The sequence below is a fragment of the Tenacibaculum sp. Mcav3-52 genome (assembly GCF_022347665.1).
Classification (GTDB): Bacteria; Bacteroidota; Bacteroidia; order Flavobacteriales; family Flavobacteriaceae; genus Polaribacter; species Polaribacter mesophilus.
On the sequence record NZ_JAKRGE010000001.1, the window covers coordinates 756400 to 769498 of the forward strand.

The 13099-nt window shown below is 32.4% G+C and carries 11 protein-coding genes; 6 read left to right on the forward strand and 5 right to left on the reverse strand.

The window, feature by feature from the left end:
* Nucleotides 1-109 precede the first annotated feature (109 nt).
* Nucleotides 110-1069 (forward strand): endonuclease/exonuclease/phosphatase family protein, encoded by a 960-nt coding sequence (locus MHM83_RS03540; protein WP_047788215.1) that lies wholly within the window; start codon nucleotides 110-112, stop codon nucleotides 1067-1069.
* Nucleotides 1070-1119: 50 nt separating this feature from the next.
* Here the strand turns inward: MHM83_RS03540 and glmS are convergent, their stop codons facing one another.
* From glmS to MHM83_RS03555, 3 genes are read right to left on the reverse strand one after another with little or no spacing between them, the layout of a single operon-like run.
* Nucleotides 1120-2976, reverse strand: a complete 1857-nt coding sequence (glmS, locus tag MHM83_RS03545) for a glutamine--fructose-6-phosphate transaminase (isomerizing) (RefSeq protein WP_167712514.1) — start codon at nucleotides 2974-2976, stop codon at nucleotides 1120-1122.
* A 5-nt stretch (nucleotides 2977-2981) separates the two neighbouring features.
* Nucleotides 2982-4538, reverse strand: a complete 1557-nt coding sequence (locus tag MHM83_RS03550) for a DUF4270 family protein (protein WP_239178418.1) — start codon at nucleotides 4536-4538, stop codon at nucleotides 2982-2984.
* Nucleotides 4538-5353, reverse strand: a complete 816-nt coding sequence (locus tag MHM83_RS03555; protein WP_159488958.1) for a glycogen/starch synthase — start codon at nucleotides 5351-5353, stop codon at nucleotides 4538-4540. Before MHM83_RS03555 ends, MHM83_RS03550 begins: the two co-directional genes overlap by 1 nt.
* A 96-nt stretch (nucleotides 5354-5449) precedes the next feature.
* On the opposite strand from MHM83_RS03555, the gene panC reads away from it, so the two are divergent.
* The 5 genes from panC to MHM83_RS03580 all read left to right on the forward strand — a co-directional run bounded on the left by panC (nucleotide 5450) and on the right by MHM83_RS03580 (nucleotide 9631).
* Entirely contained in the window at nucleotides 5450-6298 is an 849-nt protein-coding gene (panC, locus tag MHM83_RS03560; protein WP_239178420.1) for a pantoate--beta-alanine ligase, read from the forward strand.
* An 88-nt stretch (nucleotides 6299-6386) separates the two neighbouring features.
* Nucleotides 6387-6737 (forward strand): aspartate 1-decarboxylase, encoded by a 351-nt coding sequence (panD, locus tag MHM83_RS03565; protein WP_028891458.1) that lies wholly within the window; start codon nucleotides 6387-6389, stop codon nucleotides 6735-6737.
* Nucleotide 6738: 1 nt separating this feature from the next.
* Nucleotides 6739-7689, forward strand: coding sequence for a lysylphosphatidylglycerol synthase transmembrane domain-containing protein (locus MHM83_RS03570; protein ID WP_231128361.1), 951 nt, complete (start codon nucleotides 6739-6741; stop codon nucleotides 7687-7689).
* Nucleotides 7690-7724: 35 nt separating this feature from the next.
* A complete protein-coding gene (radA, locus tag MHM83_RS03575; protein WP_239178421.1) occupies nucleotides 7725-9086 on the forward strand; it encodes a DNA repair protein RadA in 1362 nt (453 codons plus the stop codon).
* 32 nt (nucleotides 9087-9118) lie between these two features.
* Complete coding sequence (locus MHM83_RS03580; RefSeq protein WP_239178422.1) at nucleotides 9119-9631, forward strand: hypothetical protein; 513 nt, start codon at nucleotides 9119-9121, stop codon at nucleotides 9629-9631.
* Between the two features lie 92 nt (nucleotides 9632-9723).
* Here the strand turns inward: MHM83_RS03580 and MHM83_RS03585 are convergent, their stop codons facing one another.
* Both MHM83_RS03585 and MHM83_RS03590 read right to left on the reverse strand, forming a co-directional pair.
* Nucleotides 9724-11907 (reverse strand): transglycosylase domain-containing protein, encoded by a 2184-nt coding sequence (locus tag MHM83_RS03585; RefSeq protein WP_239178423.1) that lies wholly within the window; start codon nucleotides 11905-11907, stop codon nucleotides 9724-9726.
* Nucleotides 11908-11994: 87 nt separating this feature from the next.
* On the reverse strand, nucleotides 11995-13029 hold the full coding sequence (locus MHM83_RS03590) for a S66 family peptidase (RefSeq protein WP_239178424.1): 1035 nt from the start codon (nucleotides 13027-13029) through the stop codon (nucleotides 11995-11997).
* Between the last annotated feature and the right edge of the window lie 70 nt (nucleotides 13030-13099).

Consider the following 13099-nt stretch of genomic DNA (forward strand, 5'->3'; position numbering starts at 1 on the left):
AATATATAAGATTGTTTTTTAAAATTTATCGAATACCTAAATACTTAAGGTTAGCTTTATGTTATAAAGCTTGCTTGATTTTTGTATTTTCGAATGATAATTTTTTTAAATGACAGCAAATAAGAGAAAAAATAGATATACAATTGCTTTTTATAATGTTGAAAATTTATTCGATACTGTAGATAATCCAAATACTTTTGATGATGATTTTACACCAAATGGTAAACTAAGATGGAATAGAAAAAAGTATGGTCATAAACTTAGAAAAATAACATCTGTTATTAGTCAGTTAGGAAATAACCAATCAGCATATCCACCTGTTATTATAGGATTGGTTGAGGTTGAAAATGCCATTGTTGTAAACGATTTAGTAAAGCACAAAAACCTGTCAAGATTTAATTATGATTATGTTCATTACGATTCACCAGACGAAAGAGGTATTGATGTTGCTTTGATGTATAACAAAGACTTTTTTAAGGTTATATTTTCAGAAACGCATTCACTTTTATTAAACGATGAAGAAGGTGGGGTAGATTATACGCGTGATTTATTAGTGGTTAAAGGGATGCTTAATGATGAAATAGTATACGTTTTAGTTAACCATTGGCCTTCACGTAGAGAAGGGGTGTCAGAAACTGAAAATAATAGGATAAAAGCAGCCCAATTGACTCGAAGTGTTATGGATAAGATTAAAGAAGAAGAAAGTACTGCAAAGTTTATTATTATGGGAGATTTTAATGATAACCCCGTAAATAAAAGTGTTGAAGAGTATTTGATGTCAGATGATTTGTATAACCCAATGAAGCCTTTATATAAAAGAGGTAAAGGAACAACCACTCATTTCAAAGAATGGCATTTATTTGATCAGATTATGTTTTCTAGAGATTTTTTTGATGAGAAAAAAAGTAAGTACACATTTTTAGATGCAAAAATTTATAATAGAGATTGGTTAAAAATATTCAATGGGAAATATGAAGGAAGTCCGTTTAGAACTTTTATAGGACCTTTTTATAAGGGCGGGTTTTCAGATCATTTTCCTGTTTATATTACTCTAGAAAAAGATAGATAAAAAAATCCTGAGAAAACTCTCAGGATTTGTATTTTGAATAAAATCAATTGTTACTCTACAGTAACCGATTTTGCTAAGTTTCTTGGTTGGTCAACATTTTTATCCAACATTACTGCTATATGGTATGAAAGTAATTGGAGTGGTATTGTAGTTAATAAAGGAGAAAAAGCTTCTTCTGTATCTGGTATTTCAATTACATGGTCAGCTATTTCCTTAACTGTTTCATCACCTTCCGTAACAATTGCTACTATTTTACCGCTACGAGACTTAATTTCTTGAATATTACTTACTACTTTTTCGTAATGTCCTCTACTTGTTGCAATGACAAAAACAGGCATGTTTTCATCAATTAAGGCAATCGGTCCGTGTTTCATTTCAGCAGCAGGATACCCTTCAGCATGAATGTAAGAGATTTCTTTTAGTTTTAAAGCCCCTTCTAAAGCAACAGGAAAGTTAAACCCTCTACCTAAATACAAACAGTTTTTAGCGTCTTTATATACGGCTGCTATTTCTTTAACTTGGGAATCAATTTTCAATAAACTTTCTACCTGAGTAGGAATTTGTTGCATCGTTTGTAAATAAGTATTTACTGCAGATGTTGATAAAGTTCCTTTAGCTTGTGCTAGTTTTAAAGCAATTAGAGAAAGTACTGTTATCTGTGTTGTGAATGCTTTAGTTGAAGCTACTCCAATTTCTGGACCAGCATGCGTATAAGCACCAGCATGTGTTTCCCTAGCAATTGAAGAGCCTACTACGTTACAAATACCAAAAACAAAAGCTCCTTTAGATTTAGCAAGTTTAATAGCAGCTAAAGTATCAGCTGTTTCACCAGACTGAGAAATGGCAATTACTACATCTTTTGGGGTAATAATAGGATTACGATATCTAAACTCTGAGGCATATTCAACTTCAACAGGAATACGTGCCATATCTTCAAAAAGATATTCTCCAACCAACCCTGCATGCCAAGAAGTACCACAAGCTACAACGATAATTCTGTCTGCGTTTAAGAATTTAGACATATTATCATCAACACCAGCCATTCGTATAATTCCCTCATTAGCTAACATTCTTCCCCTGTAAGTATCTATAATAGCTTTAGGTTGTTCATATATTTCTTTCAACATAAAGTGATCATAACCACCTTTTTCTATCTGTTCAAGACTTAATTGTAGTTTTTGAATATTCGCATCAATTTCTTTATCACTCTCAATTTTACGAACTTTAATCCCTTTGTCTTTTTTTATAATAGCTAATTCACCATCCTCAAGGTAAATAGCATCTTTTGTATATTCAATAAAAGGAGAAGCATCAGAAGCTACGAAAAACTCTTCGTTGTTTTTTCCAACCCCAATAGCAATAGGGCTACCTAATCGAGCTACGACTAATTCATTAGGTTTTGTTTTGTCAAAAACAGCAATTGCATAAGCTCCAATTACATTGGTTAAAGCTAATTGAACAGCTTTTCCTAATTTACATTCCTCGCTTTTTTTTATTTCTTCAATAAGGTTTACTAAAACCTCAGTATCGGTATCACTTTTAAATTCATAGCCTCTAGAAAGCAATTCTTTTTTAATGGTATCATAATTTTCTATAATTCCATTATGAACAATTACAAGATTTCCAGATTGAGAAAAATGAGGATGAGAATTTACATGATTAGGAACGCCATGTGTTGCCCAACGAGTATGTCCTATGCCTATTTTGCCATTTTTTCTTTTTTCTTCTTTGTTTGTAATTATTTCTAAATCAGAAACTTTTCCTTTGGTTTTTGATAAGTGCATTGTTTCACCATCATACATCATGATTCCCGCACTATCATAACCTCTATATTCCAAACGCTTTAATCCATTAATTACAATTGGATAAGCCTCTCTATGTCCAATATATCCAGTAATTCCACACATACAATTTACTTTTCTTTTGAATATGATATTTTTAAAACAGCTCTTTTAGTTCCGTTAGTAGTCTCATTGCCATCTAACAACGTTACAGCTCTTGGGTTCCAGTTATAGGATTTAATAGAGGTTGTTAAAACATTATTAACTACAGGGGCATCTGTAGGATTGTATACTTTTAAAACTAAAGGATCAGTAGTTGTGTTTTCTTCTCCCGATAATAGTTTGGAAATGTAATCGGTAATTCTAAAAGTATATTTTTCAGGGTTATCATCGTCAGTTTTCTTTAAAGTCCCCCCAAAAGAAGCAGGATCAACATAAGCATCTGTTAACTGAGTTGGTGAAATGCCGCCTGCCTCGTTTTTCTTATTTTGATATAAGAATAATTGCTGAGGAATAACATTGGCATCATTGTTAATTGTTTGATTTATATAAAAAGTAAGTGAGGCATCGTTGATTAGCCAGTTATTACTTTTTAACTCTTGAACTTTTGTATCGTCTAAAATTTCAACTTTTGCCATACTTCCTGCTGTTCCTTGAATAACAAAGTTGTTAGTGGGAGCAGGATTTGCAGCAGGAGTCATTTTATAAATACTGTTTCTTACTCCTGCAAGGGGGAAGGAATATTCTTTTTGTATAGTGTCTTTTACTGTAGTTCCATCTACTACTGATTTAGTGTAGTAAAAATCTACTGAAGGAGTCGGAGAAGCTGCGAGATTCAGAGGGACTAAAGAACCATCGTTTCCAGTAGCCATAATTTTTAAACCCCTGAAGTAATTATCAAAAGCCTCTTTTGAAGCAAATTCTCCATTTTCAAATTTATCCCAGAATAAAGTTTTCATTTTTGCTAAATCTAAAGGAATTGCTAAAAATGGAACTTTAAGCTTTTGTGAGTTTTCTGCTTTAACGGTGTATTTATAAGTGGTTGTGTTTGTTAATGAAGAAGATCTGTCAATTCTATCAAAAATGAATGTAGTGTCTGTAGCTTTAGGTTTCATTTCATAAACTCCATCTTCATTTAAAATAGTATTACCTAAGTATTCACTATCAGAAAAAAAAGTGTTTCTTTTAGAAGGGTCACTTGGGTTTAGTGTATTTAAATAGGTTTCATTTTGAAATACTTGTATAGAAGTAGCAATATTTGGGTTACCTAATACCGAATCTAATTTAAAAGTAGTAATACCATTTGTAGTACCCTTAGATGTTGCTTGGTACGGAATTTTTAAAATTACTTTATCTAAATTAAATATGGTATCACCATCGGTAACATTTTCTTTGTTTTTTAAACCAGATAAATAACCAAGTTGAGAAATGATTGACGCTTCAATTTTTTCAGCATTAGGATTGTTATACACTCCTAGCCAATAATCACTAATAGTAGCGTTAATATTATCAGCTTGTACATTTTTTGTGTCTATTGGAGTTATTTTAACATCCAATAGAATTTCTCCTGTTTCAAACTTGTCATTATTAATAACATTTGTCCCAACTTCACTAAAGTCTTTTTCACAAGATGTAATAGTTGCTAAACATAGCAAGCTAATACCAAGTACACCAATTTTTCTAATCATTATTCGCTTAATTCTAAAACGTTCTCTTTATAAAATTCTAAATATGCTTCAGTTAAGGTTTCTTCCGATTGAAAATCTAAAACTTTTACATTATTGTCATTAATATAGGTTTCAACTTCTTCCGGTAAAACTTCACTGCCTTTTATGATAGCATCTGAGTTTTCAATAGCACTTTTCAAAATGTTTAAATGACTCGGTGTTTCGATAGTTGCTACCTTTGATTCCTCAATCTTATCAAAACGAACTTTATTAGCCATTTCTTTATTTAAATCTTCAATGTCGCTGTTGTAAAGCGAAGTTACAATCTTACTTTCTGCAAACAAAGGTTCTTCTTTATAATATTCTCTTAAATATAGAGGTAATAAAGATGCCATCCATCCATGAACATGAATAATATCAGGAGCCCAGTTTAATTTTTTAACGGTTTCAACTACACCTTTAGCGAAGAAAATCATACGCTCATCGTTATCTTCAAAAAGCTTATCGTCTTCGTCAGAATAAACTGCTTTACGCTTAAAATATTCATCATTGTCAATAAAGTATACTTGCATTCTTTCTTTAGGAATGGATGCAACCTTAATTATTAAAGGCATATCCATGTCGTTAATAATTAGGTTCATACCCGATAGACGAATAACTTCGTGTAACTGATGCCTTCGCTCATTAATCACCCCAAATCGAGGCATGAAAATACGGGTTTGAATTCCTTTAGAATGTGCATTTTTAGCAACGTTAAATGCGGTAGACGATAATTCTGTTTCTGGTAAATATGGTGTTACCTCTGATGAAACATATAAAATTCTCTTATCCTTCATTAAATCGGTCTCTTTTATTGAAGGTGCAAAAATACGAAAATTAATGCAAAAATCGTGTTAAATTGCTAATTTTGCATGCATTTCAATTAAATAACAATGAAAATTTTCACAAGAAAATCTGAAATAAAAGAGTTTTTATCATCTCAAAAAAAGGATAAAAAATCAATCGGGTTTGTTCCAACTATGGGGGCTCTTCATCAAGGGCATTTATCGCTTATTAGAAGAGCAAAAAAGAAGAATGATATTGCAGTAGTTAGTGTTTTTGTAAATCCTACACAGTTTGATAATAAAGAAGATTTAGATAAATATCCCAAGACTTATGAAAGTGATGTGGAGTTGTTAACGTCTGCTAATTGTGATGTGTTGTTCTTTCCTTCAGTAGAAGAAATATATGCCGAAAATATTACATCAGAAAAATTTGATTTTGATGGGCTAGAACATCAAATGGAAGGGAGGTTTAGAGATGGTCATTTTGATGGTGTTGGAACAATAGTAAAAACGTTATTTGAAATAGTAGAACCAGATACTGCTTATTTTGGTAAAAAAGATTTTCAGCAATTGCAAATTATTAAAAAGTTAGTAGAAAAATATAACTTACCAGTAAAAATTAAAGGAAGACCAATTTTTAGAGAAGATGATGGGTTGGCTATGAGTTCTCGAAATACGAGATTAACAAAAGAATACCGTGAAGCTGCACCATTTATTTATAAAACATTAAAAAAAGCAAAAAAGAAATTTGGAGTAAAAGATCCAAAAGAGTTAACAAAATGGGTGAAAAAACAATTTAAAAATCATCCGTTACTTGAATTAGAATATTTTACCATTGCAGATGAAAAAACATTGCAAACGGTAACAGAGACTAAAGAAAATATGAAGTATCGTGCGTTTATAGCTGTTTTTGCTGGAGACATTCGCTTGATAGATAATATTCGTTTAAAGAGTTAATGTTTGAGCTTAAGAATGAGCTTTGTAATAATGTTAAAATCATCAAAAAACAATCTAGTATTCATTAAAAAACAATTATTTTTGCAGCATGTTAGTACAAGTAGTAAAATCTAAAATACACCGTGTTAAAGTAACCAACGCGGATTTAAATTATATAGGAAGTATCACCATTGATGAAGATTTAATGGATGCTGCTGGAATTATTGAAGGAGAACGTGTACAGATTGTGAATAACAATAATGGAGAGCGTTTAGAAACCTATGCAATTCCAGGACCAAGAAAGAGTGGTGAAATTACTTTGAATGGAGCTGCAGCTCGTAGGGTTCAAAAAGGAGATGTACTTATCTTAATTGTATATGCTTTTATGGAGTTAGAAGAAGCCAAAAAGTTTAAACCACAATTAGTATTTCCTAACGAAGAAAACAACTTGCTAGAATAGTTTGAGTATATCAGTAAAGAAAATCACAAAAATACTATTACCTCTCATTTTGGGAGGTTTTTTAGTTTGGTATTCATTGTCAAAAATTTCAATTGAAACCTTAGTACAATATTTTAAAGATGCTAATTACGGATGGATAGCTTTAGGACTGTTTTTTGGGGTGTTAAGTCACTTATCTCGTGCTTATCGTTGGAAGTTCTTATTGGAGCCTATGGGGTATAAACCAGATTTTGGCAATAGTACTATGGCGGTTTTAGTAGCGTATTTAGTAAACTATGCAGTCCCAAGAGCAGGAGAAGTGTCTCGTGCAGCTGTAATGACTAATTATGAAAACATTCCGTTTGAAAAAGGTTTTGGTACTATCGTTGCCGAACGAATGGCAGATTTACTAATGATGTTGAGTATTATAGTAATTACACTTTTTGTACAATTTGATTTTATTTATGAATTACTGACTAAAAATTTTGATCCAATTAAAATAGGAGTTCTTATTGGTGGCTTGGTTTTAGTGTTTATGATTTTTACAAGGTTTGTAAAAAAAGCGCAATCAGGAATTGGACTAAAAATCAAAAATTTTGTAGCAGGATTAATTGAGGGAGTAACCAGTATTTTGAAAATGCAACATAAATGGGCATTCATATTTCATACCGTATTTATTTGGGTAATGTATGTGTTAATGTTTTGGGCAACCATTCCAGCAATTGATGGATTACAGGTTCCGTTAGGAGGTGTTTTAATCGGGTTTATCGCTGGTGGATTTGCGATTGCGGCGACTAATGGAGGGATAGGATTGTATCCTGTTGCCGTAGCTGGAGCTTTGGCTTTATTTGGAATTGCTGAAGAACCTGCAACAGCCTTTGGTTGGATTATGTGGACAGCTCAAACGGCTATGATTATTGTCTTTGGAGGGTTAGCATTTTTGTTCTTACCCATCTATAATAAAAACAAATAGTTTTCTTTTCTTTGTAAGTAAATCTTACAAATCGAATGGCAAAAACCAAAACAACTTTTTTCTGTCAAAACTGTGGCGCGCAACACGCGCAATGGGTAGGGCAATGTGGCTCATGTAAAGAATGGAACACTATTGTTGAAGAAGTGATTCAAAAAGAAGAAAAAAGAAGTTGGAAATCGCCATTAAACACACAAAAAAGAATAGCGAAACCTTTACGAGTTGAAGATATTCAATTGAATCCAGAAGAGCGATTTGGCACCAAGAATCAAGAGTTAGATACTGTTTTAGGTGGCGGATTGGTGAAAGGAGCGGTAGTGTTATTAGGCGGAGAACCAGGAATTGGTAAATCTACGTTGTTGTTACAAATTGCTTTACAAATTCCGCAAAAAGTATTGTATGTGTCTGGAGAAGAAAGTCAGTCGCAGATAAAAATGCGTGCTGAACGTATCGAAGGAAAAAATCCTAACTGTTTAATTCTTACCGAAACGAATACCCAACAGATTTTTAAAAATATTGAAGAAGTTCAGCCAGATGTGTTGGTAATAGACTCTATCCAAACTTTACATACGGATACAATTGAAGCGTCACCAGGAAGTATTTCCCAAATACGAGAAACTTCCGCAGAATTGATAAAATTTGCAAAAGAAACGGCAACTCCAGTTTTGTTAATCGGACATATTAATAAAGAAGGACATATTGCGGGGCCTAAGGTTTTAGAGCACATGGTGGATGTAGTGTTGCAATTTGAAGGAGATCGAAATCATACCTACCGTATTTTACGTTCACAAAAAAACCGTTTTGGTTCTACGGCTGAATTAGGGATTTATGAAATGTTATCGGATGGATTGCGAGAAGTATCGAACCCTTCAGAAATCTTAATTTCAAAAAAAGACGCTGATTTAAGTGGAACTGCCATTGCATCTACCTTAGAAGGAATTCGTCCGTTAATGATAGAAATTCAAGCGCTAGTTTCAACAGCAGTTTATGGAACTCCACAACGAACTACAACGGGTTACAACTTGAAGCGCTTGCATATGATTTTGGCGGTGCTAGAAAAGCGTGCGGGGTTCAAATTAGGAGCGAAAGATGTGTTTTTAAATGTTACCGGTGGAATTCATGTAGACGATCCAGCAATAGATTTAGCGGTAGTGGCAGCGATTTTATCATCAAATCAAGATCTAGCCATCAATCCAGATGTGTGTTTTGCAGCTGAAGTTGGTTTAGCAGGTGAAATTCGTCCTGTTTCTAAAATAGATCAGCGTATTACCGAAGCTGAAAAGTTAGGATATAAAACCTTTGTAACCTCAAAATACAACAAGATTACGAGCAAAAACCATTCTATAAAACTAATTTTAGTAAGTAAGATTGAAGAGGCTTTTGCTACCTTGTTTGCTTAGAAAATTAATTATAAACCTAAATATTAAAAAAAATGAAAAAGAATTTATTTATCCCTCTTGTAATGTTAGTGCTTTTTGGATTTGCTTCTTGTTCTTCTTCGGGAGAAGATGAAGATTTAAGTCTAGGAAATTATGCTATGAAAGTAACTATTAATGGAGAAGTGTATGAGATGAATAATGCTTTGGGTACAAAGAAGGCTTCTAATAGTATAAACACTAATTATCCAAATGATAAATTTATTTACTTGCAAGGAACTTTACTACCTAAAGAAGTAAATATGTGGATTAATAGAGAGCATTTAGTTGCTGGAAAAACAATAGAAATAAATAGAGAAAGTGTAGATAATGATACTTATATAAAGTATATAGATTTATTAGATGATGATTTACAAGTAACGGTATCAGGAAGTATAACAATAACATTGGTTGATAATGATAAGAAAGTAGTGAAAGGTACTTTTGAGTTGGATGTTGAGAACTATGATTCTCCTGAGGTAATAGCTCATAGACTAAGAGATGGTAGCTTTGCTTATACTTTCGAATAAAAAATAAAGAGAACCTTTTAGGTTCTCTTTTTTATTAGTTGATTTTTTGTTTAAAAATAGCATGTTGATTCTCATTAACCAAATAGAATAACCTATTCCTTTTTCTTTCCAAAAAGTCTGTTGAAAAACCCTTTAATTCCTTTTTCTCTGTATGGGGGACAGTCTATTGAAGAAGAAATCTCTTCAGGAATACCAAAAGAGGTTAAGTATCTTTCCTTTAGTTCGGGTGTGTTTTCTATTTCCTTAAGAATGTTGGCTACAATAGGCAGTGCTAAAGAAGAACCAGAACCATTTCCGCTAGTAAAATGTACATCGTTTTTAGAGGTCCCAACCCAGGTTCCGAGAACAATATTCGGTGTATACGCCATAAACCAAGCGTTGGTATAGTTTTGAGCGGTACCTGTTTTACTGGCTAACGGACTTTTAATTTTATACCTATTTCTTATGCTAGCTCCTGTTCCTTGCTCTACAGCTTGTTGTAAAATAGTAGTTAACGTTTGTGTACTTTCTTCTGTAAATACTCTTTTTGCCTTTTGCTTTTCACTTTCGTAAATGATATTTCCTTCTTTATCGGTAATTTTATGAATCATGTACAAATCATTCATTTTACCTTTATTGGCAAAGGCACCGTAAGCTCTTGTGGCTTCAAATAGCGATAAATCTAGTGTGCCTAAAGCAATAGAAGGAGCATCGTCAGTAATTTCTGGGAATAGTAACTTTTCACAAGCATTAATCAACCACTCTTTTTCTAGTTTAAAATATAGGTTTACACTAGGAATATTCATAGATTTTATCAACGCATACCACATGGCAACTTTTTTATCGGGAGTTGAGCTATGGTCGGCATTTTTCGGTTCCCAATTATCGTATTCAGGATAGGTTTTTTCCTCGTTTTCAAAATAATCACACGGAGAAATTCTATTTTCTAGTGCTGTAGCGTATAAAAATGGTTTGAAGGCAGAGGCTATTTGACGGTGTGATAACACCATATCAAAAGGAAGTGTGTTAAAGTTATTTCCGCCAACCCAACTGATTACTGCGCCATTCTTCGGATTCGTAACTAATACAGAAGCATTTAGCATTTTATCATAATACCAAAGACTATCAATTTTATTACCAGTAATGGTTTTTGTGCTATCCCAATCAAAGAGTTGAATAGTTCTATTTTGTTTGTCGTCTTCTGTAAACTGCTGCTTTTTTAACCATTTGTTTTTTAGTCTGTTTGAAGCTAATTCTTTGTCTAACTGTTGTTGCTTGATGATGAGTTGTTCCTTAGCAGATTTTTCTGCAATTTTTTGAATGTCGTAATTCAGTGTTGTATGAATTTTTAATCCGTCGGTTTCTAAATTATAAGAAGTATTGGTGCTGTCATTTATTTTTTTTACAATTTCTACTGCTTTTTTCTTTACTTGATAGGTAAAATAACCAGCGGTGGCATTTACATCAAGGTTTTTGTAGTTAAGTGTAATAGGTAGTTTTTGTAAACTATCAGCAACTTTATTACTTAAATAGGCTTCGTTATTCATTAACTGAAGAACTGTATTACGGCGCTTTTTAGCATTTTCTGGATTCAATCTTGGGTTATAATAGGTGTTAGCTTTTAACATTCCTACCAATACAGCTGATTCCTCAATGTGTAATTCACTAACTGATTTGTTAAAAAATCGATTAGCAGCCGATTCTATCCCAAAATTATTTTCTCCAAAAGGAACCGAGTTTAAATATAATAACAAGATTTCATCTTTGCTGTATAGTTTTTCCATACGACTAGCAATGATGAGCTCTTTTATTTTGTTAATAGGCATGCTCAAAAAACCATGGTATTGCCTTCCGTAAAGGTTTTTAATTAACTGTTGTGTAATGGTGCTTCCACCACCTCCAGAGGCATCTTGTAGTAAGATACTTCTAAAGAAAACACGTGCATAACTTTGACCATCGTAGCCATTATGGGAATAGAATCGTTTATCTTCTGTAGCTATTAACGCTTCTTTTAAGTAATTTGGAATTTGTTCTAGTCGAACATTGGTTCTGTTTTCAGCAAATAGTTTACCTATAATTATCTCGTCTGATGAATAAATTAAAGAAGCTTCTTCATTGATGATAGATGTCAATTCTTCTTTATTAGGGAGCTTCCCAAAGACTTCAAAATATACTAACGAAAATAATACTACTACTAAAAGAACTCCAAACAGTATTAATCCTGTAGCGTATTTTAACAAAAGAGTTAATTTCTTACTTCCTTTAAGTTGAAGTTGTATTTCTTTCAATATTTTCATTGTACAAAATAACGAATTCTAGTTGGTAAAATTGTAAGAGTGTAATATAATGGTTTGGGTTAAGAGAGATGTGATTAGAAATTGGTTTTAATTTGTTAGAGCGCTTTCAATTATAGAAAAAGTTTTATCTACGGGGTTTATTTCTGCTTTTATTCCGTAGGGAATTGTGAAAGTAGGGCAAGTATGTCCAAAATCCATTTCTGTAATTATTGGTAAATCTGTTAAACCAGTTTCGTCTCTAATTACTTGAATTAATGCTTTCTCATATTCTACTACATATTGATTATTGTAAGGTCTACCAACTATTAATCCTTTAATATTATGTATAATACCAGAAGCAACATAGTTTCTTAAAATCCAAAGAAAATAATGGGGAGGCATCATTGCTTCTGATGTTTCAAAAAACAATATTTTACCTTTCCAATCTGAAGGGGTTACCCATAATTTGGTGTCTTTTAAGGTTTCTAAAACATCAAAACACCCCCCTAATAGTTCTCCCGATACTGTTTTTGTACCTTGTAAAAATTTCCATCCTTTAGGTTTTGTTAACTGTCTTGATATATTTTGGTTTTCTGGATTTTCCCATTCTAATCGTTCAGATGTCCAACCTTCAGTATTAGGGCTAATTTTCCCTATAATTTTATTAGAAAATAAAGTTTGGTTAATGTCATCTATTTGGTATTGATGCATTCCATTATTTTCAGCAAATCCAACAAGTGTTGAAGTTCCATAAAAAGATGTTACTCCCGCTTTATAAAAACAAAAATGTGTTACAGTAGAGTCTGAGAAACCAATAAAAATTTTTGGGTTTTTTCTAATAATATCTAAATCGATAAAAGGTAGCATTCTTATGCTGTCGTCTCCTCCAATGTTAGAAATGATTGCTTTTATAGACTTGTCCTCAAGAGCTTCCATTAAGTCTTCAGCTCTTGCTTTTGGGTTTTCATAAATCCATTTAGCAGGTTTTAACGCATTTCTAGTTTCAACAACTTCTAAATCAAAATTATCTTGTATCTGTTTTTTTCCTATTTGATATCTATTAGGTATTTCTCCAGCACCTCCCCATGATAAAGAAATTGTAGCTACTTTATCTCCTTTTTGTAATTTTTTTGGTTTTATCATGGTTGTTTTTAAAAGTGTTTTTATGGTTGTAAGTTTATAAAAAACTTTATTTTTTAGAGGCGAAGTTAAC

Bases quoted from the DNA above. Each gene is read 5' to 3' on its own strand.
- radA (WP_239178421.1), top strand. From the start codon at position 7,725: ATGGCAAAAACCAAAACAACTTTTTTCTGTCAAAACTGTGGCGCGCAA.
- glmS (WP_167712514.1), bottom strand. From the start codon at position 2,976: ATGTGTGGAATTACTGGATATATTGGACATAGAGAGGCTTATCCAATT.
- MHM83_RS03585 (WP_239178423.1), bottom strand. From the start codon at position 11,907: ATGAAAATATTGAAAGAAATACAACTTCAACTTAAAGGAAGTAAGAAA.
- MHM83_RS03555 (WP_159488958.1), bottom strand. From the start codon at position 5,353: ATGAAGGATAAGAGAATTTTATATGTTTCATCAGAGGTAACACCATAT.
- MHM83_RS03550 (WP_239178418.1), bottom strand. From the start codon at position 4,538: ATGATTAGAAAAATTGGTGTACTTGGTATTAGCTTGCTATGTTTAGCA.
- MHM83_RS03580 (WP_239178422.1), top strand. From the start codon at position 9,119: ATGAAAAAGAATTTATTTATCCCTCTTGTAATGTTAGTGCTTTTTGGA.
- panC (WP_239178420.1), top strand. From the start codon at position 5,450: ATGAAAATTTTCACAAGAAAATCTGAAATAAAAGAGTTTTTATCATCT.
- MHM83_RS03540 (WP_047788215.1), top strand. From the start codon at position 110: ATGACAGCAAATAAGAGAAAAAATAGATATACAATTGCTTTTTATAAT.
- MHM83_RS03590 (WP_239178424.1), bottom strand. From the start codon at position 13,029: ATGATAAAACCAAAAAAATTACAAAAAGGAGATAAAGTAGCTACAATT.
- panD (WP_028891458.1), top strand. From the start codon at position 6,387: ATGTTAGTACAAGTAGTAAAATCTAAAATACACCGTGTTAAAGTAACC.